This window comes from Paenibacillus rhizosphaerae, assembly GCF_014192015.1.
GTDB lineage: Bacteria > Bacillota > Bacilli > Paenibacillales > Paenibacillaceae > Paenibacillus_AQ > Paenibacillus_AQ rhizosphaerae.
Genome location: NZ_JACHXJ010000001.1, coordinates 1857013 through 1882747, shown reverse-complemented (window position 1 = coordinate 1882747; position 25735 = coordinate 1857013). Strand labels below are relative to the sequence as shown.

General features: G+C 48.4%; 20 protein-coding genes and 1 riboswitch. Of the genes, 1 reads left to right on the top strand and 19 read right to left on the bottom strand.

What is annotated here, in order from left to right; all coding sequences use genetic code 11:
* Nucleotides 1-12: 12 nt before the first annotated feature.
* The 6 genes from FHS19_RS08140 to FHS19_RS08115 form a co-directional block, all read right to left on the bottom strand.
* Complete coding sequence (locus FHS19_RS08140) at nucleotides 13-882, bottom strand: phosphotransferase enzyme family protein (RefSeq protein WP_246426526.1); 870 nt, start codon at nucleotides 880-882, stop codon at nucleotides 13-15.
* 370 nt (nucleotides 883-1252) lie between these two features.
* The gene (locus FHS19_RS08135) at nucleotides 1253-2182 is read right to left on the bottom strand and encodes a DUF4037 domain-containing protein (RefSeq protein ID WP_183581144.1); all 930 of its coding nucleotides are present in this window, start codon (nucleotides 2180-2182) and stop codon (nucleotides 1253-1255) included.
* A gap of 322 nt (nucleotides 2183-2504) precedes the next feature.
* Nucleotides 2505-3200, bottom strand: coding sequence for a class I SAM-dependent methyltransferase (locus FHS19_RS08130; RefSeq protein WP_183581141.1), 696 nt, complete (start codon nucleotides 3198-3200; stop codon nucleotides 2505-2507).
* A 124-nt stretch (nucleotides 3201-3324) separates the two neighbouring features.
* Complete coding sequence (locus FHS19_RS08125) at nucleotides 3325-3933, bottom strand: YdcF family protein (protein ID WP_183581138.1); 609 nt, start codon at nucleotides 3931-3933, stop codon at nucleotides 3325-3327.
* A gap of 138 nt (nucleotides 3934-4071) precedes the next feature.
* On the bottom strand, nucleotides 4072-4479 hold the full coding sequence (locus tag FHS19_RS08120) for a hypothetical protein (RefSeq protein ID WP_183581135.1): 408 nt from the start codon (nucleotides 4477-4479) through the stop codon (nucleotides 4072-4074).
* Nucleotides 4480-4657: 178 nt separating this feature from the next.
* The gene (locus FHS19_RS08115; protein ID WP_183581132.1) at nucleotides 4658-5110 is read right to left on the bottom strand and encodes an NUDIX domain-containing protein; all 453 of its coding nucleotides are present in this window, start codon (nucleotides 5108-5110) and stop codon (nucleotides 4658-4660) included.
* 365 nt (nucleotides 5111-5475) lie between these two features.
* Between FHS19_RS08115 and FHS19_RS08110 the strand changes: the two genes are divergently transcribed.
* On the top strand, nucleotides 5476-6372 hold the full coding sequence (locus tag FHS19_RS08110; protein WP_183581129.1) for a copper amine oxidase N-terminal domain-containing protein: 897 nt from the start codon (nucleotides 5476-5478) through the stop codon (nucleotides 6370-6372).
* A gap of 158 nt (nucleotides 6373-6530) precedes the next feature.
* On the opposite strand, the gene FHS19_RS08105 is transcribed toward FHS19_RS08110, so the two are convergent.
* The 13 genes from FHS19_RS08105 to FHS19_RS08045 all read right to left on the bottom strand — a co-directional run bounded on the left by FHS19_RS08105 (nucleotide 6531) and on the right by FHS19_RS08045 (nucleotide 25486).
* A complete protein-coding gene (locus tag FHS19_RS08105; RefSeq protein WP_183581126.1) occupies nucleotides 6531-7514 on the bottom strand; it encodes a phosphotransferase in 984 nt (327 codons plus the stop codon).
* Between the two features lie 516 nt (nucleotides 7515-8030).
* On the bottom strand, nucleotides 8031-8879 hold the full coding sequence (locus FHS19_RS08100; protein WP_183581123.1) for an AraC family transcriptional regulator: 849 nt from the start codon (nucleotides 8877-8879) through the stop codon (nucleotides 8031-8033).
* Nucleotides 8880-9611: 732 nt separating this feature from the next.
* The gene (locus FHS19_RS08095) at nucleotides 9612-11891 is read right to left on the bottom strand and encodes a glycoside hydrolase family 3 N-terminal domain-containing protein (RefSeq protein WP_183581120.1); all 2280 of its coding nucleotides are present in this window, start codon (nucleotides 11889-11891) and stop codon (nucleotides 9612-9614) included.
* A 260-nt stretch (nucleotides 11892-12151) separates the two neighbouring features.
* Complete coding sequence (gene kimA, locus FHS19_RS08090) at nucleotides 12152-13975, bottom strand: potassium transporter KimA (protein ID WP_183581117.1); 1824 nt, start codon at nucleotides 13973-13975, stop codon at nucleotides 12152-12154.
* 134 nt (nucleotides 13976-14109) lie between these two features.
* Nucleotides 14110-14273, bottom strand: a riboswitch (cyclic di-AMP (ydaO/yuaA leader).
* Between the two features lie 205 nt (nucleotides 14274-14478).
* Complete coding sequence (locus tag FHS19_RS08085) at nucleotides 14479-15510, bottom strand: phosphotransferase enzyme family protein (RefSeq protein WP_183581114.1); 1032 nt, start codon at nucleotides 15508-15510, stop codon at nucleotides 14479-14481.
* 127 nt (nucleotides 15511-15637) lie between these two features.
* Nucleotides 15638-15967 (bottom strand): hypothetical protein, encoded by a 330-nt coding sequence (locus FHS19_RS08080; RefSeq protein WP_183581111.1) that lies wholly within the window; start codon nucleotides 15965-15967, stop codon nucleotides 15638-15640.
* Nucleotide 15968: 1 nt separating this feature from the next.
* Nucleotides 15969-18140: a PrsW family glutamic-type intramembrane protease gene (locus FHS19_RS08075; protein ID WP_183581108.1), complete on the bottom strand. Its 2172-nt coding sequence runs from the start codon at nucleotides 18138-18140 to the stop codon at nucleotides 15969-15971.
* Between the two features lie 1102 nt (nucleotides 18141-19242).
* Nucleotides 19243-19482, bottom strand: a complete 240-nt coding sequence (locus tag FHS19_RS08070; protein ID WP_183581105.1) for a hypothetical protein — start codon at nucleotides 19480-19482, stop codon at nucleotides 19243-19245.
* Entirely contained in the window at nucleotides 19482-20594 is a 1113-nt protein-coding gene (locus tag FHS19_RS08065; protein ID WP_204797503.1) for an oligopeptide/dipeptide ABC transporter ATP-binding protein, read from the bottom strand. The genes FHS19_RS08070 and FHS19_RS08065 overlap by 1 nt, the downstream gene beginning before the upstream one ends.
* Nucleotides 20591-21589, bottom strand: coding sequence for an ABC transporter ATP-binding protein (locus FHS19_RS08060; RefSeq protein ID WP_145019244.1), 999 nt, complete (start codon nucleotides 21587-21589; stop codon nucleotides 20591-20593). Before FHS19_RS08060 ends, FHS19_RS08065 begins: the two co-directional genes overlap by 4 nt.
* 24 nt (nucleotides 21590-21613) lie before the next feature.
* Complete coding sequence (locus FHS19_RS08055; RefSeq protein ID WP_145019248.1) at nucleotides 21614-22468, bottom strand: ABC transporter permease; 855 nt, start codon at nucleotides 22466-22468, stop codon at nucleotides 21614-21616.
* 3 nt (nucleotides 22469-22471) lie between these two features.
* Nucleotides 22472-23473 carry an ABC transporter permease gene (locus FHS19_RS08050; protein ID WP_183581102.1) on the bottom strand — a complete coding sequence of 334 codons (1002 nt, stop codon included), beginning with the start codon at nucleotides 23471-23473 and terminating at the stop codon, nucleotides 22472-22474.
* Nucleotides 23474-23512: 39 nt separating this feature from the next.
* Nucleotides 23513-25486: an ABC transporter substrate-binding protein gene (locus FHS19_RS08045; RefSeq protein WP_183581100.1), complete on the bottom strand. Its 1974-nt coding sequence runs from the start codon at nucleotides 25484-25486 to the stop codon at nucleotides 23513-23515.
* Nucleotides 25487-25735: the final 249 nt, after the last annotated feature.

Below are 25735 nucleotides of genomic sequence, written 5' to 3'. Positions count from 1 at the left end.
CCATCGTCTTCCCTAAAGCATTACTTCAGAATGTGTCAGTAACCACTCACTAAGACGCAAAAGGGGCATTCGCTGTTTTACAGATTTAATGGAATCGGCTTTAAATCCGTCACTTGCAACATGGTAGAGAGGCACTGAAGCTGTGTAGGGTAAGAGAGCCCTTCTTTCATCAACAGTGATGCGTGAATTCGCAGCATCCTCGTATGCTTCAATAAACTTCGGGATATTTCTCCAGATAATGTCCTCGGGGTCTTGATGTGCATTAGCCGCGAGAAGCATAAAAGCAATGGAATAGGAAAGATCATGGATTCGCGGCCTATGGGCTAAGAAACCAAAGTCCAAGTAAACCGCCACGCCTTCTGCAGACCGACAAATGTTGCTGAGACGGATATCGCCATGCACGAGTTGCATCGGCAACCTGGTTGCTGGTATCCATTGAGTACGGAGCCGTTTGATCAGGTCGCGAAGTAATTGAACGTTGTCCATAGCTTCTGAGTCACATTGAACAGCTGACTCAGTCACCGAGAGCCATCCGTGCAGTGTAGTTGGGGTAGCCCAAGTAGCAACCAAAGGTCGTGGAACCGTAAGATCAAGAGTCGTTAGAATCCGATGGAGAGCCCCCATTGCACTAAACATTCTAGTATATGAGTTTAACGACGGTTGATCTCGATGGTGAGGTATAAACTTCTCTAACTCTGCCCATCGATTCCCACAGCGGAAAACAGTCGAATTGCCCCATTGGATTGCCGTTGGGACGATAAGTCCAAGGTTACTAAGTTGTCGCCGTACCGCTTGAACAGCAAGTATCCGACGTTTTGAAACGAACGGTTGATGAACACGAAGGACCACCCCTGCGGGGTCAAGCTTCAAGTTGAGACTCATGGTACCACCGAGATCTTCCACTTGGCTTCCAGGACTAATATTGGCAACTAATCGCCGTACGTCAGGGTTGTTCACAGATGGGCGGCCGTGATCTAAGTCATCATCAGCCCACCACTCAAGGAGGTGTTTGTGATTGCTTGGTATCATTTTTATTTGTTCTCCCTAGCAAATAATTCAACCGCGCCTTTGTGGGGTACTTTCAGTTGTTTATTCAACTGAAGAATTCAAGTTTCCTGCTTTCCTTATTTTTGGTGACCCAAATTATGAAAAAAAGGTTCCAACCAGTCAATGGCCAACTCGAATGAATGAGCTGGCCTTTTCCTAAAATAATTCGAACTAACTAGCTCTGAGGAACAAAACCACTGTTTTACTAACTAAATCGCTTTATTTCTGGATTCTTAATTGAATTGTACATCCCTATTGAGTATTCCAATAGCTGAATCGTACTCTTAGGATAGGCTGCATCTGGTACTTCGGTTGGTTCAAAACCCATTCTTTCTAATTCATGTATATAAAGATCTTCAACAACTTCAGTCAATTTCGAGATTTCTGATGGATAGTGTATCCCTCTCGCAATTAAATCACCAACTTCATTCCCTAATAGGGATAATTTTCGAAATTCTGTATAAAGCCATTTTTCATATGGTGCATACTCGCGATTTAAGAGAAAACCAACTTTCATCGTATGCTCTGCAAATTTCCCCCACAGGAGTCCTGCTGTTACAATATCACCACGGTTAACTGACCGTGTTACATATTGAACATTCCATTTCCATACTTCTTGAAGATGATATGCTAATCGTTTAATCCACACATCATCAGGATAATATTTCTTGAAGGAATTAAAACGCTTTGTAATTTCACCGGCAGCATCGTAAAAAACGGGGAAATGCGTTACTTCAAAAATTTTTTCTTCAGGAATGGCTAACCATTCAACATCTACCACAGGTGCCAATTTCACTCCAACTTTTACATTCATAAAATCATCAATGTCAAGAATCGGACAAGAATGCTCTGCCTCTTCATCATCGGCCCAGCCATATCCCAAATATTTTTTTGGTAACGAATTGAGAACTCTCTTTAAATCTCTTTCAAATTGTGTTTTAATATCCTTTTCCAACCAAATTGCGAAACCGGGCCCCCATCCATGATCACGGGACACCTCATCGTCGTTACCATGACATTGTGAGCCGCCCCCTAATCCTACGGCTAGGTAAGGCAAAACCTCTGGTATTTCTTCCTTAATCTTTGGAAAACCAACATCGAAGAAGAACTGTTTACATAGTTCAAGCCCTTTCATTTTAGCCTCCTTAATGGAACTTGCCTCACAATCCCTAATTTTCGCTCTTCCATTTTTATATTACCTGCCTGCTTGGCAAGGAAATTGGTTCTCGCATTCGTCGCAGTGACCATCTTTATTGTTTGAACCACCCACTGTTCTAATTCGGCCATAAAAAGGACGATAGTTTACTGAAATTCGTAACAGAATGTATATTATGTTACGAATAAAGTATCTAAGAAAAAACCATCATTCCCTAGCTGCAAGAGGTTGAAGGTTCTTATGCAGCTACAATTTTCTGATTCAACTAACGTTTCCCGTTAAAGTGACAAGTCAGTAATTATTATTTTATTGGCCCAAATGTTTCTTTTTTTCCTATCACAGCAAACATTAAGGGCAAATTGTCTACGGAATTATCGTCCCGTTCCAATTCATCGACTCTGATTAATGAGAATCCGGATGTTAGAAAATCATTCAAATACTGCGAGAGTGGACGATGATATGCTCCTAAAGTAGAACGAATCGTACCAACTCCTTCTGATTTCCAAAATTGCGAATCATACTGAATTATCTTCCTCGAACCATCACCTAACGGTTGACTAAATGGTGATTGAAAGCAAGGATGCATGATCACCCAGATCATAATTCCATTTGGTTTTAGAATACGATATGCTGCTTCATACACCCGTTTATGATCCGGAACATCCATTAGCATCACGCTGGAAACAACATAATCAAAGGCTTCGTCGTCTATTTTTTTCAGCGACATGGCGTCGTCATGGACCCAGGAAACTTGATTAGTGCGATTACGGGCGTACTCTAAAAGCTTGTCACTTAAGTCGACTCCAGTTACTTTTGCTCCGAGCAATGATAAACGGTAGGCTAATTCCCCTTGGCCACAACCGATGTCGCATATTTTTAAGTCGGCGAGATCAGAAAGACTATGTAGTTGTTGTAGAATATACCTATAGGAACCCTCTGGTCCCCCTGAGTTCACCATATCGTTATATTGTTTCGCATAACTGTCATAGCTCCCCATATTCGTCCTCCTTTTAACGTTTAGTCCAAATATATTCCGTGGTTAAGTTATGTAATCCTGCTCGTTTAATTGAGAAAAAAAAGCAGCCTACCAAAAAGCAGGCTGCTTTTTTGTTGATTAACTTCTAAATATCTACTTCTGCATCTATAAAGTATCGTTCTTTTACTCCGTTCACAACTTTGAAGGCTTCATCCGTAACTCTGCGCTCCCATTCTGGGTCTTTCCACCAATTATCACGTTGCCCTACTGATCGATTATCTGGACACCATATCAGCTCGATCCACGGAGGCATAAAAGTTCTACACATTAAAATACATCTGCGCATATGTCCTGGAGAACTAACAAGCAGCAAGCGTTTTATTTTATGTAAACCAAATTTACGTTCTAATACTAAAAGAGAGCAAATGATATTTTCCAGTGTATTGTTGGATTCAGACTCAATAATTGTTCTATCTTCTGGCACCCCTAATTCAAGTGCTTTATTTCGTAACATAACTGCTTCAGAAACACTATGTTGACCGTATTTATCCCCTCCAGTAAACAATATATACGGCGCACTTCTATTATTAAATAATTCAACTGCCTTCTCTGTGCGTTCCATATATGTTCCACCAAATACAAAAATGCAATCCCCTATAATATTGCCTTTATCCAGTTCAATGTTCTTGCCATACAAGAGATTAGTTATCTGCTCACGATTCAACGTATTTATAGAAATTTCTGATATCAGCATATTAGCCTCCCATATTAACTCCTTATAAGCGTCTTATTCACGAACTTCGTAAATAATTCCATATCTTGGGTATTCGCAGAATTTTTGAACTATCCTGCCCGTTAGTTTAATGAAATAACGGATCATTTAGCCGGCAACCTATTTGTCATGATCGATATATTTACTCCCTATGCTGTATTCACTTTTTGAAGCAATGTTCCACTTCATAAAAAGATTTATATCATCGATAGAATCATTTATTCTCCAGTTGTATTCATGATTCTCACGGAGTTCTCTAAGCACGATAGGTTTTACAATGTGTTTTTCCAACTGTCCTTTTGTCCTCGCAATATATGCAAATCCTAAAACAGCATTAGCTCTAACGATAGGAGATGCGTGGCCAGACAGTCTAACGCAAACGTCCTGCGCAAATTTCCAATTAGGGTGATTCTGTCCTACTGAAAGCGGCAGAGTTAGGAGCTCCTTTTCTTGGTTTCGTCTAAGAATTTTATTTACTTCTTCGGTTGAGAGATCATCAAGTGGTTTGTATATAGGTTTTTCGTTCATATACCTCTTCCCCACTAACTTCAAATTTTCCGATCAAATTCCTCTTTACTTTATTTTATAACCAAACTATCCTGCCCGTTAGCGTAATGAAGCTGCCGATCAACGCCGGCAGCTTAGTCTTGGTCGTTTATTCAACTATCGTGTTCCATTAGCTTAATGAAGTTTCTGTAGTCATACGTTAGCTGAATAGCACTTCTAAGTAGCTCTTTATAATATCTCTTCTAAATTCTTCATCTATTAAATGAATTTCATCTTTAGTAACCCACTGGTACTTAAATTTGCTCCCTTGATCGCCTCCATCACCTGTCCCAATATATTCCCACTTTTCTGGTAGTTTTCTATCAGGTACAACAAGAAAATCATGTCGTTCCACATTTGAATCTATAAATGCTTTGTAATAATATTGAACTCCGAGTTTATTCGCCATCAGTAAATTAGTCAACCCAGACTCTTCCAACATCTCTCTATATAAAGCCTCTTCAGCCGTTTCTCCAGGATCAATATTTCCACCAGGTAACCTGAACTGTACACCTGGCCCATTCGAGTAAACTAATAATTTTTTTCTTTCCATTTGATCAGTTTGTACGATAAAACCGAAGGATTTTCTCTTTAGGGGTTTATTAGCCTTCATTGAGTTATCTTCCTCTGAATTAGATTTTATACCGTTGCATGCTTTTCACATAACGTCTTATTAACGAACTCCGTTAATAATTCTATATTTAGGGTATTCGCGAAACTTTTAAACTATCCTGCCCGTTAGCTTAATGAGATTGCATGGATGTTAGATACTTATCTTATCGGTAATCGGCTCATGTTCTTGTCCAATACGGCAATCGGTACAAGTTATTGTCCTTCGACATTTTGACCTAATGCTAAAATGTAGTGCTTAATTAATCGTTATTCCTCTCATGAATTAAGAATATCCGACCAATTGCTTTTCACTAGCGTCTATAATAATAAGATACGACCAATTCTACTTGATGGAGGTTATGCAATATGGCTATCAAAAAAATGATGAGTGCTTTCTTAGCAGTGTGCTTAGTATTAATATTTGCTTCTGTCCCTACGCATGCAGAATCAAATGTTAAATTAATAGTAAACAGCGAAATAATCACTCCTGATTCACCACCCGTAGTTATCAATGGCAGTACCCTAGTTTCCTTGAAATCCTTAAGTAAACTAAACCTTAGCTTAGTTTGGAGCTCAAAAAATAAAAGCGTTACCGTAACCACAAAAGAGAATAAAAATAAATTGGTACTCAAAGTAGGAGAGAAAGTATCTACATTCGGTGATCAAAAATTACCTCTTGGAACACCAGTTCAATTAAAAAATAATCGTGTAATGGTCCCTTTACGATTTATAAGTGAAGCTTTTAAAGCATATGTAAACTGGGATAAGGAGACAAATACTATCGTAATTCGCAGCTTGGATAAACTTGATAAGTATTCTACGTTATATCAAGTCGATGATTTAGCTGCCGCACGAAAAGTTGCTGTATCTCTCCCCCAAATTGGTGAGAATACATTTTCTACAAGTCAAGAATTATCATCTCATCAATTGTTGTTTCCAGAAGGCGAAGCTTTACGCTACTATTATGTTTATGGGAATCACATAAGCTATTACGAAGTGAAAAATGATGTGAGCTATTTGGTTTGGGAAGGCCGAGAAGGCGATCAACCAGGTACTTATTCAAAAGAAAATGGAAAAAGACCTGCTCCGGAAAAAAGTGAAGTTCATTTCGATCTCGAAAGAGATTCAACTGTTGTGACCTATGGAAAGGTAAATTCCGGAGAGGAATTAAAAGGAGAATTGGTGAAATCTAAAGATGGGTTCTTACCGGGGATGATTTACACGATTGCAGGTGAAACTCGCACAGACAAAAAGGCTAAATAAATGCTTTTTGATACCTTTGTTCGGACCCAAGGTATTATTGAATTAAACTGCCCGTTAGCGTAATGAAGCTGCCGATCAGCACCGGCAGCTTCTTCCTGGTCGATTATTCAACTATCGTTTCCCGTTAACTTAATTCTAAAGTGCTTTACTGCTTATCATCAAACAATATTGTGCGAACGAAATTCATTGATAAAGCCCTCTATCCACTCTTCTGAATAATCAAGAACTCCAAAATCATTTGGAATAAAAGTGACTTCAAGACCCATCACCCAAAGTTGACGGGCTTTCATGAACAATTCAATCGCCGATTCATCTTGATCGGAGAAATCTCTGATGGATCGATAGCCCGAGATTAACGCATTCCACAACGGCGCTTTTTTATCCTCTAGTTGGCGCTTTCTACCCCGAACTTGTGCCAAGTCGTAGGCGCGCCATCCTTTCGCCGACCATTCAAAATCATAATGAGTGAAACTGTCACCTTCTTGGAAAGCATTATTATTCCCATGCATATCTCCATGGCAAATGCCCCAATCTAATCCATGGCTGGTTACAGTGTTAATGCGCTCAATTAGCGCATTGCCATATTCACGTAGAAATGATGTTGCGCTATGTTTCTCTCCAATGTATTTCACAATACGATTTAGCGGCTGGCTAATGAGAAAGTTTGTATCCAAGGCGTACCTAGATTGGTTTAATGTAATTCTGTCCATCGCTGTATGTAATTCGGCAGCAGATTTTCCAAAAGAAAAGCACGATTTCTCGTCATGAAGCACATTCTCAGTGCCTGTCAGATAGCGAAAAATCACTGCAATTCTTTGCCCTTCTGGCGCACTTACAACGGTGTATAAGCTGTTGTCTTTTTTGTAAATTGGTTCCGATACTTTTGTGGACACCGAGTTCAATTCGCCTTTTAACTGAGTTAACAAGGATAACTCATAGGCAACATCATTCTCTTCTATTGAAACGCGATAAATACGAAGTATATAAAAGCCGCTTGAGGTTCGAATCCGATAAGTATCGTTTAATCCGCGCAGCCAATATAAACATTCATCCCACTCGCCAATATCGTAATGTTTGCTCAGGGAATACTTCAAGTATTTTGGATCGAGAACGGAACGTAGGGTAGTTGGTTGAGTATACATTCTACTATTACTCCTTCAATATTTTCCTTAATGATATAACATTTTGTTTTCCACAAACAGGGAAAGTTCTTAAGTTGCTTTTTTCATACACATGTCCCCTTCCGCCCTTTATTACCGTGATCTTTCAAGTCTCCATTCCGATGATGCATCTCTCCTTCCGTTGGATCTGACGAGGATTGATTAAACTATCCTGTCCGTTAGCGTAATGAAGCTGCCGATCAGCGTCGGCAGCTTCTTCAAAAGTTTGTTTATTCAACTATCGTTTCCCGTTAGCGCAATACCTACATTTCCGTTCGAGCAAATGCCCATAAAAAAAGAAAAAGGACGCCCACAACCTTGCGGACGCTCTCCTTTGATTCCGGCATTCTGACAAAGTATGTTCACCATAAACACCTCGTTCGGGACATCGAATTGCTATAGTTCAAAGCTGTGTGGTCTCGCTTGTTCGAAACCGAATTTTAGGTAGTACGAGGGGTGCCCGATGAGAAACACATGCGTACCGCATGAAGTAACAAGTTACTTTTTCTTCACAGGAATCCAAATCTCCCCAGTAACATACTCTGCCGTTCCATAGTACATCTCGAAACTAGGGCATTCAACCTGTTCGTATTCCGATGTCGGAAACCATTCAGAATAAATCCTTCCCCATAACTTTATTAAATCACATTGCGGTTCTGGGAAAATCGCCCACGTTAGTGCCGGGACAGAAAGTTTTGTAAATCTCTCCGGAATTTCAAGTCCTTTTGGCAAAAAATAACTCACCATGTATTTAAAAGATGTTCCAGTATGATCATATAAGGCAGCGTGCAAGATGGTGTTACTAAAGCGTCCCAGTAATCCATTCATCCCTTCAACACTGCCATCCACATCACATTGCTGACGGAACTGAGCAACTTCATCATATACTTTTTGGGGATCGGAATTGACCAGACCATAAGCTCCAAACATCTCAAAAGGCCCTTTTGATTCGATGCGATAATTCATTTCGACATCTCCTTTTATTGAAATATGAAAGGACATTCGAGGATAGGCCTTTAGAGAAACGCCTTTATCGCGCGCAGATATCGGCATGATCCCATGAAGATTCTTAAACGCCCGTGCAAACGCTTCTGGCGAATCATATCCATATTTCATAGCTATATCAATAACCTTTGTATCTGTTGTCTGCAGTTCAAATGCTGCCAATGTCAACCGTCGACGTCGAATGTACTCAGATAACGATACTCCTGTAATAAACGGAAACATTCTTTGAAAATGATAAGTAGAGCAACAGGCTCTCTGCGCTATTTCATCATATGAGATATTTTCCGCTAGGTTTGTTTCAATATATTCCATGGCGCTATTCATCCTGCCCAACCAATCCATCGTTTTCCCTCCTTTCAAGATAAATCTTATCGCAGATAAAAAATAAATACCGTGCATTTTCTGCACTAAAAAGTCAGCATGTCGATGATAATATAATTTTCCTTGTAATGACAGTAACATTAAACTATCCTGCCCGTTAGTTTAATAAAAGGGCGTCTGCCGCCGTCGATGAGATCAGATCGGGAATGTAACCATGTTCTTGTCATCAGTCGGGAATGTTATCAAGTTCTTGTCATTGTGTTTTGACAAGAACTTGATAACATAAATATATAAAGCCGCATAATCAGCGGCTTCTAATGTTACTATGTTATTGTCACCCGACAGTTTATGCCACCCCTGCTAGCGCATTTAATGTTGCGGTCCCTTCTTGCTTCATTTCATTGCAACCAGCAATTAGTAAATCAACTGCTTCATTTTTCATTTGCGTCACTTGCTGTGCATTTAATTTACGTCATAAAAACACGTCATTAAAAACTAACGATAGTAACGCCAATTATTAATCTGAAACGCAGATGTTTATAAGTGACTTCTTAAACTAATCGTTGTAAAAAACAATATCATCAACCTAATCATTTTTTATATCCATCTATTTAAAATAATTCTAAAAACATTAAAACCGCGCTAAGCGCGGCTTATATTGAACACTTTTCTTTTACTCGTACATGTTCTCTTAATCGTACGTGTTCCCTTACATGTACTTTCCCTTACTTATACACTTCCTGTAATTGATTGTCACTTAACTGTACTTGAATCAATTGACACCGGCAGCATGCCCTCGGCCTTCAGTTGGCCGAGCAGCACTTTGATACCGGCGGCTGTATTGGGCTCCTGCTTGCCGTATACCGCAATCCCCGAACGCATGTTCTGGATATAAATCGTCTCGTACGGATTGCCCAGCGATATCAGCGTATATCGCTTGTTCCGTTTGTTCATCTCATCGATCAACGTTTGATAATCGGTCCAGCCAAACTGACTGGCCACGTTACGGAACTGATATGAAGCCAGGATGACATAGTCCGCCTGATCCACCGCCTGAAGCGCTGCATTCGTTTTTCCTTGACCGACTAAGGCTGTTTCTGTTTTCAGCGATAGGTTAGTTGCAGCTTGCTTCAGCTGTCTCTCGAGCTGCTTCGCCTGCTCCTCATCGGCCGCGACAATCGCAACCCGATCACCTTGACGAATTTGATCCGGCTGCGCACCATCACGGCCGGCTAACAGGGTAACCGCTCGCTCGGCGATTTCCCGCTCTACCGTACGATGCTCCTCGGAACCAATGACATCGTTAAGCACGGCCAGTTGAGACGCGAGGCTCTCACTGCGATCAAACAAACCATATTTCGCTTTCAGCTCCAATATACGTTTCACTGACGAATGGATGGTTTCGCTCGGAATCCTCCCGCTCTTCACCGCGTTCACCAGCGTTTGAAGCGCAGCTGCCGGATCTTGCGGCATGAGGATGATATCCACACCTGCGGAAACTGCGCGTTCCACCGCTTGATTTTCGCCAAAATGCTCCGCGATCGCATTCATCGTAAAGGCATCGGAAATGATGACGCCTTTATAGCCAAGCTCGCTCCGAAGCAATCCGTTCAGGACCTTCTTGGATAACGTAGCGGGAATTGGCACGCTGCTTCCGTCTTTGAGCGAAGTGACATGTTCGTTATCTACGGCAGGAAACGCAATATGTGCAGTCATGATCATCTCTACTCCGTTATCGATGGCAGCCCGAAACGGTTTGAGCTCCACCGCATTGAGCCGCTCCCGATCATGCGAAAGCACCGGCATTCCCAAATGGGAGTCTACTACCGTATCACCATGGCCGGGAAAATGCTTGACCGCCGGGATCACCCCCGATTGCCGCAGTCCTTGGATCTCTGCGATACCCAGTCTTGTCACTAAATCCGGATCGGAGCTAAACGACCGCATTCCGATAATCGGGTTGTCTGGGTTGCTGTTTATGTCGAGTACTGGCGCAAAATTGACTTGCAGCCCGAGCGCCTTTAGCTCCTCCCCTGTACGACGTCCGGCCGCTTCGGCGAGCGTCGTATCTCCGATTGCGCCCAGTGCCATTTGACCCGGCAGATTCGTACCCCCGGGGATTCGTTTCACAACGCCGCCTTCCTGGTCGATGCCAAGGAACAGCGGGATGTCACCCGCCTCCATCTGCAGATCATGCGTCATTGTGGTGACCTGCCGAACATCTACGATATTTTTATCAAAAAGAATAAGTCCACCTAAATCTTGATCATGGATGCTGCGTTTAACTCCTTCATTGACCGTAGTCGTCACTTGCCCGTTCCATTGCCTGATGTCAGGCATGAGCATTTGGCCGACCTGCTCGCTGACCGTCATATAGGATATCAGCTTATCCCAATCCTGTGCCTGAATGGCTCCTTGACGTTCGAAGCGAATGACCCTCGACATCAATACGGCAAACTCCGCACGCGTAACGGATCGGTCCGGACGATAGGTGCCATCCGAATACCCGCCGATCAATCCGTTGGAGCTCATAATGAGAATAGGCGCTGCCGCCCAATGCTTTGCTGTATCCGTTAATGTTACGGGTTGCTGGCCTTTTACAAGTGAATAGGCCCGTGTAAGAAACGCAGCCGTTTCGGTACGGCTCATCGGTGCATCCGGATGGAACGTGCCGTCAGGAAATCCGCTGGCCAGCCCATGTTTTGCAGCGATGGAAATTTCAAGATTAAAAAGATGGTTCTTAGGCACGTCTGTATAGGTCATGCCGCCGCCGGCTACTTGCTGCAGCTCTTGCGGGTAGAGCTCCCGCACCATGAAAGTGACGGCCTGCGCTCTTGTGACTTGCCTTTCGGGCATAAACTTCCCGTTACCGTATCCAGCGACGGTTCCCCGTTCGGCCATATAGATGATGCCGTCTTCCGCCCACTTCGAGTGCTGCAGATCGGTAAATCGTTCTTCTGCAGCTGCACTTCCTGCCCATACGAGCACAGATCCGAGTACGGCGCCGAATATCGTCATTAGTTTCACATTCATCTGTTCCACCCCTGTTGCTGTTCTATGTACGATGATTAGACGCGATGGATATACTTTTGTTGCGTTCATGCTATGACACCCGGCACAGTGAAAAAATACGGATTCCCTACTCTGCAGGAAATAAGCCATTACTCTCCAGCCATTATTCCCAAGGCACTGCACTCCCGCTTCAGATATGTACGCTGCTTTCAAGCAAAAAAAGACCGCCGGCTCAAATGCCGGGGCCTGATTACGAATGGTATGACGAACCATCTGCGTCGCTATTTTTTTAAATGATACGGTACTGTCGTGACAACAACATCTTTGCGGAACAAGAGATAAGTCCGGATCATCAAACTCGTCTGGTTATGCAGCAGATTGTGCCAGCTCCGCTTTGGAATAAACTGAGGAATGATCACCGTGACCTGGTAATTGGATTCGCTGGCTTTCCGATGTACTGTATCGATAAATTTGCTGAGCGGATGAATAATGCTCCGGTAAGGAGAGTGCAGCGTCACAAGGCGTACGTCGGGCCGCCATTTTTGCCATTTTTCCTCAAACCGGTTCTCTTCTTCCCGTTCAAACGGAATATAGACCGCAATGATCTGATCCGCCGCCAGCGACTGCGCATAATTCAGGGAATGCTCCACGACATGCGTAATGCCCGACACGGGGAGAATGATCACATTGCCTTCAATCGGTACCGCCGGCTCGCACGTCGACAGCCGCAGCTGCTCGCCAACCGCCTCATAATGCTTCTTGATCCGGTGGAACAAATACACGATCAGCGGCAAAAAGATCAGTATCGGCCAGATTTGCGCAAACTTTGTTGCAAAGAACATCACTGACACCGTGAAGCTAATCAGCGCACCGATCGTATTGATGACGAGCTTCGTCACCCAACCCTGCGGTTTTTCCCGGATCCACTTGACGATCATCCCCGTTTGCGAGAGCGTGAAGGGGATAAATACCCCTACCGCGTACAGCGGGATCAAATGTTCCGTCTGCCCGTGGAAGGCGACAATCAGCACGATGGACAGGAATCCAAGGATGATGATTCCGTTTGAATACCCCAATCGGTCGCCGCGGACGGTAAACATTCGGGGAATGAACCGGTCTTTGGCTAAATTGACCGCCAGCAGCGGAAACGCGGAATATCCGGTATTGGCCGCCAGAATCAAGATCAGCGCCGTCGTGCCCTGGATAAAAAAGTACATAAAATTCCGCCCGAACGTCTGATTGGCGATTTGGGATACGACCGTCTCCTGGGAATTTGGGGATATGCCCAAATAAAAAGCTAGAAATACAATGCCGGAGAAGAGGACGGCCAACAGAATCCCCATCGCCATCAAGGTTTTGGCCGCGTTGTTCGGGGCCGGCTCCTTGAAGTTCGGGATGGCGTTCGAGATCGCTTCGACCCCGGTCAGGGCGGAGCTGCCCGAGGCAAAAGCTTTTAAGAGCAAGAACAGACTGATTCCCGCCACCGGCGTCCCGACCGGCGTATGCAAATGCGGTGAAACGTGACCGGTCGCGATGTTGTACATACCGACGCCGATCAAAATGAACAGCGCAAAGGCGAATAGATACACCGGATAAGCCAGAATAGAGGCTGACTCGGTGACGCCCCGCAAATTCAGCAGCGTGATGAGGATGACGAAGGTGACGGCAATCCCCACCGTATGCGCATGCAGCACCGGAAACGCGGAAGTCAGCGCGTCCGTGCCCGCCGAAACGCTGACGGCAACGGTCAGAATGTAATCTACCAGCAGCGAACCGCCGGCCACCAGTCCGGGATAGATTCCAAGATTCTGCTTGGAGACGACGTAAGCCCCGCCGCCATGCGGATAAGCAAAGATGATCTGCCGGTAGGATAAAATGAGTGCAGCCAACAAAATCAGTACGCCGATTCCGATCGGTATCGAATACCAGAACGCCGCTGTGCTGACCGTGATCAGAACCAGCAAAATTTGCTCCGGCCCATACGCTACGGACGACAGCGCATCGGAGGATAGAATGGCCAAAGCTTTTTTCTTATTCAGTTTTTGTTCTCCCAATTCGGTAGACTTCAGCGGCCGTCCGATCAGAAGTCTTTTCAATGCTGCCATAAATGTTTGTCACCGCCAGTGTTAGAGTTGAAATGCTCATGATGTACCCGTATGACACGTGCTCAACCCTTTTTGGGCACAACAAAAAAAGCCGCAGGAAAGCTGGACCTTCCCGTGGCTTTATGCGCACGACAAATCCCTCTTTCATAACGCTTACGAGGTTAGCTGACGGATTCGGGACCGAAAGTATCCCTACACTCAATAAACGAACATCAAGTGATTCACCCCTGGGAATGAAGCATTGCTTCTTCCCTTTGGTTCCCCCGCTCCTGATTTCAGAATTCAGCGATCAAGGAGTATTACGTTTCAGGTTCACAAGTTCACGATTACGAATTGAATCTTACTCCTTCCGGATGCCTGCTGTAAAGAAGCAAACGGTTTGAGATAAGGATGAAAAAATTCAAAAGAACTCCATGTCAACGCTTACAATGGCGGCAATCTATTAATTTCTTGCTGTAGCTGTGCATATCGCTTGTTTACGCTATTAAAATCATATCCTGCTTCTAAATATTTCGATCCGCCGCATCCAGCAGCGAAGCCTCCACGGTATCCAGTCGGTTCAAGCAGTGATGCCGGACCATTTCGAGGTCATTCTCCAGCTGATCCGGCTCCAGGTCGCGATGGAGAATATTCAAGCACCAATGCGTCAGGTTTCTCAAATGATGGCGGTATGCATAAAAACGCAGCAGATCCGGATTCAGCTCCATCGGTTGTCCTAGCTCCTGCTCATACCCTGTGAGAAAATGATCCAGACCGTCCCCGATATACCCTACGATATCCAGCTCTGGCGGTGCAAGCATGGCCGCTTCCCAGTCCAGCACGATAAGCCGGCCGTCTGCGGTTTCCATCAGATTCCCTCCCCACAAATCACCATGGCAGAGCACTTGGGGGGCCGGATCAAGCACGAGACGTGCACGAATCTCTGTCAACAGGTGCAGCAGCCCGGTGATGCGCGTTTGCTGAGGGATGACAAGCTCACGCAGCACCGGGCTAGCGGGACTTGCACCGGGCCGAAGATGCTCAAGCAGCTGCAGGCAATTGTTCAAATGTTCGGAAAAGGATACATCATACGTTTCACTCAAAAGGCCGGATCCGATAGTCCAGGGAGTCAACTGCCGGATTTGCGCCGCCAGTCGTCCGACACGCTCCAAGTTATGCTTGGAGAACGGGTAAGCCTCAGCCCAGGTCTCTCCTTCGATAAATTGAAATAGCACCGCCGTGCAACCGGAGAAGGAAAGCAGGAAAGCGCCGCTTAAGGTTCGGAAAGGACAAGGCAGCTCCATAAACCGGCCGGTTTGATGCAACTCCCACATCAGCGGCACATAGCGTCTGCAGCGAAGGATGCCTTGGCCGTGGCTGTCATTGCCATGGTCAAACAGTTTCAGGTAGTATCGCGTCCCGTTTTCTCCCTCCACCCGGTAAGAATAAGCCGAATCCCCATAAGGGATAAAAATAAGCCTCCGGGCAGCGATCCCGTAAGCCTCATTCAAGTGATGCACAAAAGCCCCTTCATCCATTCGATAAGGCTGCTTCACTTTGCTCTCCCCCTATCCCCTTTTCATTACGTGATCTGGATAAAGCAATCAAGCCCGGTGTCAATATAACCCGGACTTGATCGCAATCACTTTGTATGACAATAGAATCATCTATCATTCGCTCTAGTTAACCGATATAGACGACCGCACCGCCGCGCCTGTACGCTTTCGGCAGTTCCGTCTCCAGCAGCTCAAGCCTGCGTAACATGTGGTCCAGGTCGTCCCCATGCATATGGTTACACGCCCATTCTTTAAGCTGGGACACTTCTCCCAAGACAGCCGGGATGTCCTCGGACTCCACGTCCGTGCCGTCCTGGAAAAGTGCGGCCCACTGCAAGTTCAGTTCTTCCACCGCCGGCACCCAATATTTCTGGAAAAAGGACTCCGTCGCCACCGGAAGCATAAAGGACCGTTCAAACTCGTCCTCCGGGTCCACAATAATTGCGCTGATTGACATGTTATTTCACCCCAAATCGAATGTTGAAGGTATAATCCGGAAATTCTTGACGCAGCTTGTTCAAGCTGTTCTCTGCGGCTGCCCGTAAAGCAGGCGAGTCCCCGTCCAGCTGAAACTCGAAATGCCGGATTCCTTTGATTTGCTCCAGCGTCGGGATTTCCGCCGTTCCATCAGGCGTTGTTCGCGTCCCGACTGCCTTCTGCATCAGGTTGTTGATCCGCACCTTCGTTTTCTGGTACAGCTGCTTATCCGTAAATTGCTGCGGCGTCTGCTGCGGCTTGCCCGTTTTCGGATGGATGCGGTCCAAGCCCTTGGCCGATTTGGCCTCATAGAAGACGCCCTTCTCCAGATCAACGCCGTCAAATTCCCCAAGTGCTCCGTTCTTGGCATCGTGGAGCTCGACCCCTTGGTACTTCGCTTTGCTCCAATGCACATAATCCTCCGCTTCGTTCTTCGGCGGCTGCTCCTCAGGATCTTTTTCCTTCTTTGGCGGTGGATCCTCCCCATCCGGCTTATGCGGTTTCTTGGGCAGCTCGGGATCGGGCTTCGGTTCCTTCTGCCGTTTGAGCAGCTTCTCCAGCCAATCCTTAAGCCTGCTGCCGCCCTTCTTGCCGAAGCGTTCGGCCAGCCTGCCGAACGGAACACGGCTCAGCGCCAGCGCGAGCAGCGCAGAGATCGCGTTCTCGGGTGTGAGCAGCCTTTTTGGATCGCGGATATCTTTGGCGATTTCGTGGCCGCTTGCCGGGATGCTCGCCGCTGTTAAGGCAATGCCGAGCGCCGGCCAGAAGCTGACGAACACTAAGGACAAGGCGAATGCCCCGAGCACGATGGCGCTTTTTTCCCAAAAACCGAGGCGGTCCCACCAGTTCTGCAGCGAATCGAACATGCACGAGAAGCATGCCGGATCGGCAGGATGGACGTTAGCCTGGAAATAAGCGGCGAAGCCCGCTAGCCCGGCGAACACCAGAAAGACCGCGGTTACACCGGCGGCGGCTCGGAAATGTTTCAGCATCCTCGTCTGGAGGTCGCCCTGCAGCGCGGCGGCTTCCGGATTGCCGTACAGGAGCGAGAACCCCAGTTCCCTGCGTTCCCGGGTCCAGGACATGACGCTCGTCAGCCGTTCCCTGCGGGTCAAGAGAGACTCCAGCATATACCACAGCTCTGACACCGGGTTGATCCATCCTTCGCCTTCCATTCTTGGAAGCCGGTTCTTCACACGATTCAACGAGACGTAATCCAGAATGAGACCAATGGCCAGCATCAGGAGGAACACGCCTTTCGTGCGGTATCCGCTGCCGGTCAATTCGCTGATCTTCATAAACCAGTCCTGCAAGGAGCCCTGGCCGTTATAAGCGGCGTGCTCAATGATCGACCAGACGAGCAGCAGTGCGGGCAGGGCAAAGATGGCGGCCTTTAGCCGCTTGCTGTACCGTACGGCTAAACCGAGCCCTAGGGCGACCATACCGGTGTGCACGGGATGACTGACCGACATGATGGTCGGAAAGATGCTTTCTTCAAACCGGCCGGGGAACAGCGTCCAAAAATCCCAATGGATCGTTTCTCCTCCAAGCATCGTCACACTGTAGCCGTACCTCCGCCCGATGATGCCGGAGTTCAGCCAGCGTCGTGTCAGCTCTTCCATCAACTGAAAACCTACGCCCGCCCCGGCTCCGGCCAGCGTATAATCAGCGAGACTCATGGAAGAGGCGCGCCGTGAAAAGAGCAGAAACAGACCAAGCGGCAGCAGCTTCCACACTTCCTCGAAGATCGGGGTCAGGACGGCCTGGGACCAGGTTTCCCGCGTATCCCCGCCAAACAGACCGTGCGCTGCGAGCAGCGTAAGCGCCGTGACCGGGATGACGAGAAAGATGCCCAGCAGCATAAACATCGCTGCTTGTTTCCAGGTAAACGTTTTGCTCCGGCAAAGAAACCAAAACTGCAGCATGACATAAAAAGACCATAAATACTGAACGAGCATCGTGCGTGAATCCCGGTACAGGAACAGGCCTAGGATAAAAAACAAAAGGGATATCCAGCACCATATCGTATATAAGGTTTTGAGCCAGGGAAGGCGCCGGAGTGTTTCCTGCCCCCATCGATACACCCCTTCGGCGATATCCCTGATTCCGTTTCGGATGTTCCAGATCGTATCCGTTTCAATCTCCTCCTTCATGGCATCCGCCTGATTCTGAGGGGCTGTCCTGACAAGAGTTGCGAAGATATGAGATCCGCTTCTCCCCAATATACCTTATATTCGTCTTGGGTTGGGCAGTGAATATGGGGATACAAACCAAAACTGGACTATTTTCCCCCTCCAAGGGGACTAAGGACAGCCGAAATGCCGCCGCAATCCGGTTGGAGTGGTGCATAGCTCCTATCATCAAAGCCCCCCGTTCACTCGTTTCTGAAGAGCTGCTGGACAGTATCCGAAATAATCTGTTCCGAGACGTCTCCGTACAGCGTAAACCGAAAACCGAAAACCATCCTTTACGAAACGATACACCGATTCATCTGTTCGGTCATCGCGAAGCTTATCTGTGGATGGAACGGTTTTTTGGTGAGACAGAACCGGATAAGGGGACGGACCACGCAGCCGGGTGACGGACAAGCGCAATCCATTCGAATAACTGATTCGAATCTCCGGTTCCATAAATTTATCGTCATACACCTGAACAGACCGAATCTGATCTTCATCGGGAAACCGAAGCCCGCTTCGAAGGAGCACTTGCGCCTCCTGCATCGTACTGGGGCGCAGGTTTCGGTCTAAAAAATGGCCGGAACGCAAAATAAGGAGTACGACCAAGGCTGTAACAAACAGGGCACTGATTAGTATAATAAGAAGCTGTTTGTGTTCCTTTTCCAAGTTCCCGCTCCTTCCCGTAGACGTTTTGGATATACGTGTTATATACAACGTAAATTTACAGTCAAGGGTTACGGGTTTAACCCGAAGTGAAATATAAAATTCATTAAGCTGCACGCAGAAACTGCTGAAGGTATCTTGAAGTAGCTTTCAAATTTGATTCAACTTGATATCAGCCTATAGACACGGGGCAAGACTCTTCCGGGACTTGATGGGAATGGGAAGGAATATTCATTAATGATATTTATAGTTAATGACATTAATTATAAGGTGTATTTTCCTATATTTCCGTTAACTTCGTGCCCATGAAACCGAAAAGCACGTTTCCCATTACAGGAATCGTGCTTTTCCACAGTGATTCGACCATTATTTCATCCCGTTAATCATCGGGATTTTCTACCTGTTCAACCGGGTTTCATTTCCCTTCCGGTTCCTGCGCCTCCTCCAATCTTCGGCGCTTGGCGTCCCGCATTTTCCGCCAAACGGAAGCGAGAATGATGCATCCGGAGAGAATGATATTGATCCAAACCGACAGAACAACCACCACATACGGCCCGGTGCCGGGCTGTACCGCCGTCAGGGATACGAAACAGAGCAGCAGCAGGACTAGCGACATCGAAAGTACGATTCTGGACAGTGCTCCGAAGTCGCCCATCACACGCTTTTTATGGCGCCGATATCAGCCATTTTGCGCTGCCACAGCTCATGCGCCTCCTCCGCATAATGACAAGCCGTCTGCTCCGAGCCTACCGAGCGGAGCTGAGGCTCTTCCGAGGAGCAGCGATCCGTGGCCATCGGGCACCGCGGATGGAAGCGGCAGCCGGACGGCGGTTTGGCTGCGTTCGGCATCTCCAAGCTGCGCAGCGGCAGATCCGACATCGCCTTGGCAATTTCAGGATCGGGCGTCGGGACGGCGGACAGCAGCGCCTGCAGATAAGGATGCTTCGGCTGGCTGAGGACATCGTTGACGCCGCCAAGCTCCATCACCCGTCCGAGGTACATGACGGCCATGCGGCCCCTCCCTGCGATGTAGCGGGCCGTTGCCAGATCATGGGTAATATAGATGATGGCGATATCCATCTTGCGGTTCAGCTCCGCCATCAGGTTCAAGATCGAGATCCGCAGCGACACGTCGATCATGGATACGGGCTCGTCGGCCACGATGATCTTCGGATTCAGCGAAATAGCGCGGGCCATCAGAATCCGCTGGCGCTGGCCGCCTGACAGCTGATGCGGATATTTATCGAGGAAGCGTTCCGGCGGCGTCAGGCCGACGGTCTGCAGCAGCTCGACGACGCGCGCCCGGGCCGCCTTGCGGCCGCGGACGATTTTACGCTGCAGGATGGGGGCGGACAGCGACTGGTAAATGGTCCGCATCGGGTTCAGCGCAGCGTAGGAATCCTGCTGCACCAGCTGCACGTCGCCGCGGAATTGGTTCGCTTTCTCGCCGCTCAGCTTCGTTACCTCCTGCCCCTTGTACAGCACCTTGCCTGAAGTCGGCTTCTGCAGGCCCGTGATGATGCTGCCGAGCGTCGTTTTTCCGCATCCGCTCTCGCCAACCAGCGCGATGATTTCGCCGGGATGAATATCCAGGCTGACATCGACGACGGCGCCCACCTTCTGGGGAGGACCAAACATGCCCTGGCTCCGTTCAAAGTACATGCTCACGTTATCGAGCCGCATCAGCACCTCGGAATTCTCCGTTCTGGCCGCTTCCCGCAGCCTCTGTCTGGGCTCCGCCTCAAATTCGATATTTCTGGCATTCATGACGTACGCACCTCCGCAACCGACTCGGGATTCGGGTATAAATGACAAGCGACTTCATGCCCGGCGGGCGTATATACCTTGACCGGGTTCTGTTCCTTGCATTTCGCATGCGCATATTCGCAGCGCGGGTGAAACGGACATCCCGGCGGCATGTTGAGCAGATCCGGCGGTGATCCGGGGATCCCCTTCCGTTCCGACACGTCTTCATACAAGCTTGGAACAGCTTTCATAAGCTTCGCGGTATAAGGGTGCTTCGGCCGCTTGAACATATCGTAGACGTCGCCGGCTTCGACGACGTTGCCAGCATACATCACGCCGACCCGGTCGGCGGCTTTGGCGACGACGCCGATATCGTGAGTCAGGAGCAGCATGGTAATATTCATGTCTTTGTGGATCTTTTTCAAAATATCGAAGATATAGGCCTGCGTAATGACGTCCAGCGCCGTCGTCGGCTCATCAAGGATGACAAGCTGCGGATCGAGCAGCAGGCTGAAGGCGATCATGACCCGCTGCTTCATCCCGCCCGAGAGCTCGTGGGGGAACGAATTCAGCACCCGGTCCGGATCGAGCCGGACATAGTCGAACAGATTCCGCGCCTTATCCACCATCTGCTTCTCCGTATACGATTTGGAATGGGCACGAAACGTCTCGATGATCTGTTCCTTGATCCGGACGACCGGATTGAGCGCATTTTGCGCTGCCTGAAACACCATCGACACTTGCTCCCATTTATACGCCTGCAGTTCTTTTTTGCTTAGGCTCATCACATCGCGGCCGTCAAACGTAATCGATCCGCCCGACACGCGTCCGGGAACCGAAATCGCCCGCATGATGGCGGATGCCATCGTGGATTTGCCGCTTCCGCTCTCCCCGACCAGGGCGGTAATCTGTCCCTTGGGGATGACAAAATCCGCTTCATCGACGGCCCGCAGCAGTCCTGCGCGCATCGGGAATTCGATCGTCAGCCCCCTCACTTCCACCAATGGTTCCATCATTTTCTCCTCCTTCATCGCCGGCCCTTACGATCTCAGTCTCGGATTCAGCGCCTCTTCCAGCCCGTTGCTGAAAAAGATGCAGGCCATTTGGAACAGCCCCAGGCACATGATCGGCGAGATCAGGTAGATATAGCCTTTGGGGTTGAAGATGCCGCCGGTGTTCTGTACGGCCAGCTGGATCATCATCCCCCAGTTGGTCGGGGAATATGGAGCAAGACCGAGCATCATCAGACCGACGCTGGCAACGATGGCCCCCTGGGCCGCCATGATAAAGTTGATCGCCAGATACGGTGTCAGGTTCGGAAGAATTTCCCGGAACAAGATATAAGGCGTTTTAAGCCCCATAATCCGGCAGGCGACAATAAAATCACGGTTTTTCAGCGACAGCAGCTGCGACCGGATCGCCCTGGCAAGCGGCGCCCAGGACCATGCCGCCAGAATAAAGGAGAACATGATCGGATTTTTGATCTGCACAAGCGCAGCTACGATCATCAGCACGGGAAAGCTCGGAACGGTCAGAAACAGGTTGGTGATGAACATCAGCACCGTATCGGTTTTGCCTCCGGCAAAGCCCGCTACCGCTCCGATCACGAATCCCAGTACCAGCGTAAACAGGGCGGCGAACAGCCCGATCGACAGTACGTCCCGAGAGCCGTACACCAGCTGCAGGAACGTATCCCGTCCGCCGTAGTCGGTGCCCAGCCAGTGAGCGAACGACGGGCTCTTATATCGGCCATCGAAGTTGACGGTCATGTCCAGCGACGCCATCATGGGTCCAAAGATGGCCATAAAGATGAAGATCGCCAGGATAATCATGCCTGAGAACGCTTTCTTGTTGCGGTACATCGTCTGCCAGAAATCGATAAATCCTTGACTCATCCGTCAGCCCTCCTCCAGCTTGACTCGGGGATCCAGCTTGGCATAAATAAGGTCCGAGGCCAGATTGGCCAGAATGACCGCTAAGCTGGTCACGAGCAGCAAGCCCTGCATCAAAGTATAGTCGCGCTGCTGCGTTGCTTGCCCGATGTAGTAACCCATGCCGGGATAACTGAACACATTTTCGATCAGGGGCGATCCGCCGAGCATGAAGCCGAAATTGACGGCCAGCGTCGTAATCAGCGGCAGCATGGCGTTGCGCTTGACGTAGCGGCTCATCAGCGTCCGTTCGGAGACTCCGCGGATGCTGGCGGCGACGATATAATCCTCGCCCAGCACGTTGACCGCGCTCCCCTTCATCGTCAGCGCCCATGTCCCGATCGTCGTAATGACATAGGTCAGAATCGGCAGCGCGCCGTGATACAGCACGTTTAGAATAAATGGAAGGTTGAAGCCGGGTTCCACGATGGGGTCATAGGCCCCGTTGACCGGGAACCAGCCGAATTGAAAGGCGAAAATAACCAGCAGCAGGATGCCGACGATAAAGTTGGGCACCGAAGAGGTCAGGATCGCATAGATCGAGATGATCGGATCTAGTACCGTCTTGCGCTTGAACGCCATCATGGCGCCCAGGTTAATGCCGATCAGGAAGCTGATGACGAGCGACACGCTGAGCACAAACAGTGTCCAAGGCAGCGCGTTGGCGATGATTTCATTCACCGAAACGTTCTGATAGATCATGGACATGCCCAGATTGCCGTGCAGCAGCCCCCCCAGATACCGTCCCAACTGCGTGAAGATCGGCTCCTTCGGATTGTAATTGATCATGGCCGTGATCTGGCGGTATGCTTCCTCCAGACTCATCCCCCGCTGGGTGGCAAAATCCCTTGCCCACGTATCGATTGCACTGCCGGGCGTCATCCGCAGCAGGAAAAACGTAAGCAGCATCGCGAGGAAGACCGTGATCAGGGAAACGCCGATTCTTTTTAAAACCCCTTTCAGGCTCATTCCTGTCACCTCCAAGTGTTTATCCGGCTCGTTGCGGCCTTATCGCGGCCAATACTCTTCCGGCATATACGTTGAGTTGAAGCCGTTGTTCAGGTGGGTGATGGCCATCTGCTCATCCGGATCGGTAGCAAGCGGCATATCCCGGTTGTATTGAACGATTTGATCCATCATCGGGAAGTTCCCGGACATCATCTTGGTATTTATCCAGGCGCCCGTGGCGTTCTGGAAGAAATTCACACCCCAGCAGTTTTCGTTGGCGATCCAGGCGAGGTTATCAACGATTTGACGGCGTTCCTGTTCGTCCTGAACATACGGATACCGTTTCATTTCCTTATCGATATCGTACATTTTGCCGTCGATGCCCTTCAGCTTCAGATCGAGCTTACCGGTATCGACTTCGTTGCCGTCCGCGTCCTTCTTCTTGATGTTCGGGAAGCCGACCTTCGTTTTCGTTCCCTGCCAGAACAGCACCCGCATCGAGCTCCACGGATTCTGGAAGCCCCAGGATACGTCAACCCAGTCCATGGACATATCGTATTGTCCCTTGTCGGCGTTGGAGAAGTAAATGGTGCTGTCCACGGCCTTCAGCTTGGTCGGAATGCCGAATTTGGTGAACTGCTCCGCGGCGATCTGCGCCGAGTTCACGCCTGGTGCCCAGTTGTTCGGCGCTCCGATGATGAAGGAAGGCACCTTGCCGTCAGGATCGCGCCATAAGCCGTCGGATCCTTTGGTCCAGCCGATTTCTTTTAGCAGTTCGGCCGCCTTATCCAGGTTCGTTGTATAATCGGTCATCTGATCAAGCACGGATTTATCGACTTCTTTTTCAAGCGACGAAGGCATGATGCCCGTCATCGAAATTTTCGGGTACTCCTGGCCATAAAAGTTGCCGATTTCACGCAGCTTTTTCTTATCCAGCACATAGGTCAGCGCCTGCCGGAATTTGAGGTTGTCAAACGGCTTGTTACGGATGTTGTACATCAGCCCCACGCTCGCCGGATCATACATCCGGTAGTGAAGCAGATCTTTGTTCTGCTTCAGCAGCGATTCCAGGATGTCCTTCGGCGGGGTGCCGTCGTACCAGTCGAGCTTGCCGGCCTTGACGAGAGCGTATTGCGCCGAGAGTTCCGGCACGTTTTTGATCCAGATCTTGTCAAAATGGACCGCGTCGGGTCTCCAGTAATCTTCGAATTTATCCAGCAGCATATCGGTCGTCGTCACTTTTTCAAACTTATACGGTCCGGTGCCGACCGGAATTTTCGGGCCCGCACGGGTGAATTCATTCCAGTTCAGGGCGATTTTTTTGCTGAGCTCATCCGTGATATCCAAGTTAAACGGTCCGTCCTTGGATTTGTCTGTAAGCGGTTTCGCTTCTTTCAGCAAAGCATCGGCCTTATCCACGTATTTCTTGTAGATGTGGTAAGGGATTTGGCCCTGGAGATCCTGGGCGAGGAGCAGCTTTCTAAGTTCGGTATACGGCGCAGGGTTCATCCAGTGAAAAACAATGGTGTAGTCATCGGGGGTTTCGATCGAAGTCAGGTACTTCGTCACTTCGGCCCCGTTGTTCAGCCGGTAGTACGCCCATACATCCTTGCTGGTAAAAGGGGCTCCGTCATGCCACTTTACGTTCTGTTGCAGATGTACGGTCGTCGTTTGCTCGGTATCCTCGGAGGATTCCGCCAACCGGTTGTACACATTGTTCATTGACCGGATAAAGAAGAAAAGACCCTCAAACATGTAGCGGTTGTTCGTATCCCCGGTTCCTCCGGAGCCGAACGGGTTGCCTTGGTACAGCGGGGGCTTGGGCCATCCACCCAAGACGTGCCAAATCTTGTCCTTGTTGTACTTGATCTGCGCATCCGGAACCGGCTGCTGCATATCTTTCACTTCGCCGGCGCTGAGCCGGTCCACCAGGCCGGGAGCTGAGGTGCCGCAGCCTGAGACGATCATACTGGCTCCGAGCACAATGCTTAAACAAAGGCCTGATATTCTTTTGCGTCCGCTCAAGAGGTTCATGCAGTTCCCCCCGTCTAGGTTATCTTCTCCGGAAGATTGGCTCCCGGAGTATTCCCTATTATAGCGAACGATTCTAAAATCAAGTTCATAAAAACGCTTACATCGTCTCCTGAAAATGTATAGAATCGTTTCGTTTTCGACGGTCGAAAATATTTATATTCATTCTCTACCAAATGGCTTGAAAGCAGCCAGAACCTCCTCTTAAACACAAAAGGCCCTTTGAACAAGGACCTTCCATGCTTGTTTATG

Bases quoted from the DNA above. Each gene is read 5' to 3' on its own strand.
- FHS19_RS08135 (WP_183581144.1), bottom strand. From the start codon at position 2,182: ATGAAAGGGCTTGAACTATGTAAACAGTTCTTCTTCGATGTTGGTTTT.
- FHS19_RS08070 (WP_183581105.1), bottom strand. From the start codon at position 19,482: ATGGGCGACTTCGGAGCACTGTCCAGAATCGTACTTTCGATGTCGCTA.
- FHS19_RS08120 (WP_183581135.1), bottom strand. From the start codon at position 4,479: ATGAACGAAAAACCTATATACAAACCACTTGATGATCTCTCAACCGAA.
- FHS19_RS08065 (WP_204797503.1), bottom strand. From the start codon at position 20,594: ATGAATGCCAGAAATATCGAATTTGAGGCGGAGCCCAGACAGAGGCTG.
- FHS19_RS08125 (WP_183581138.1), bottom strand. From the start codon at position 3,933: ATGCTGATATCAGAAATTTCTATAAATACGTTGAATCGTGAGCAGATA.
- FHS19_RS08115 (WP_183581132.1), bottom strand. From the start codon at position 5,110: ATGAAGGCTAATAAACCCCTAAAGAGAAAATCCTTCGGTTTTATCGTA.
- FHS19_RS08140 (WP_246426526.1), bottom strand. From the start codon at position 882: ATGAGTCTCAACTTGAAGCTTGACCCCGCAGGGGTGGTCCTTCGTGTT.
- FHS19_RS08055 (WP_145019248.1), bottom strand. From the start codon at position 22,468: ATGAGTCAAGGATTTATCGATTTCTGGCAGACGATGTACCGCAACAAG.
- FHS19_RS08060 (WP_145019244.1), bottom strand. From the start codon at position 21,589: ATGATGGAACCATTGGTGGAAGTGAGGGGGCTGACGATCGAATTCCCG.
- FHS19_RS08095 (WP_183581120.1), bottom strand. From the start codon at position 11,891: ATGAATGTGAAACTAATGACGATATTCGGCGCCGTACTCGGATCTGTG.
- FHS19_RS08045 (WP_183581100.1), bottom strand. From the start codon at position 25,486: ATGAACCTCTTGAGCGGACGCAAAAGAATATCAGGCCTTTGTTTAAGC.
- FHS19_RS08130 (WP_183581141.1), bottom strand. From the start codon at position 3,200: ATGGGGAGCTATGACAGTTATGCGAAACAATATAACGATATGGTGAAC.
- FHS19_RS08100 (WP_183581123.1), bottom strand. From the start codon at position 8,879: ATGGATTGGTTGGGCAGGATGAATAGCGCCATGGAATATATTGAAACA.
- FHS19_RS08080 (WP_183581111.1), bottom strand. From the start codon at position 15,967: ATGTCAATCAGCGCAATTATTGTGGACCCGGAGGACGAGTTTGAACGG.
- FHS19_RS08105 (WP_183581126.1), bottom strand. From the start codon at position 7,514: ATGTATACTCAACCAACTACCCTACGTTCCGTTCTCGATCCAAAATAC.
- FHS19_RS08075 (WP_183581108.1), bottom strand. From the start codon at position 18,140: ATGAAGGAGGAGATTGAAACGGATACGATCTGGAACATCCGAAACGGA.
- FHS19_RS08050 (WP_183581102.1), bottom strand. From the start codon at position 23,473: ATGAGCCTGAAAGGGGTTTTAAAAAGAATCGGCGTTTCCCTGATCACG.
- kimA (WP_183581117.1), bottom strand. From the start codon at position 13,975: ATGGCAGCATTGAAAAGACTTCTGATCGGACGGCCGCTGAAGTCTACC.
- FHS19_RS08110 (WP_183581129.1), top strand. From the start codon at position 5,476: ATGGCTATCAAAAAAATGATGAGTGCTTTCTTAGCAGTGTGCTTAGTA.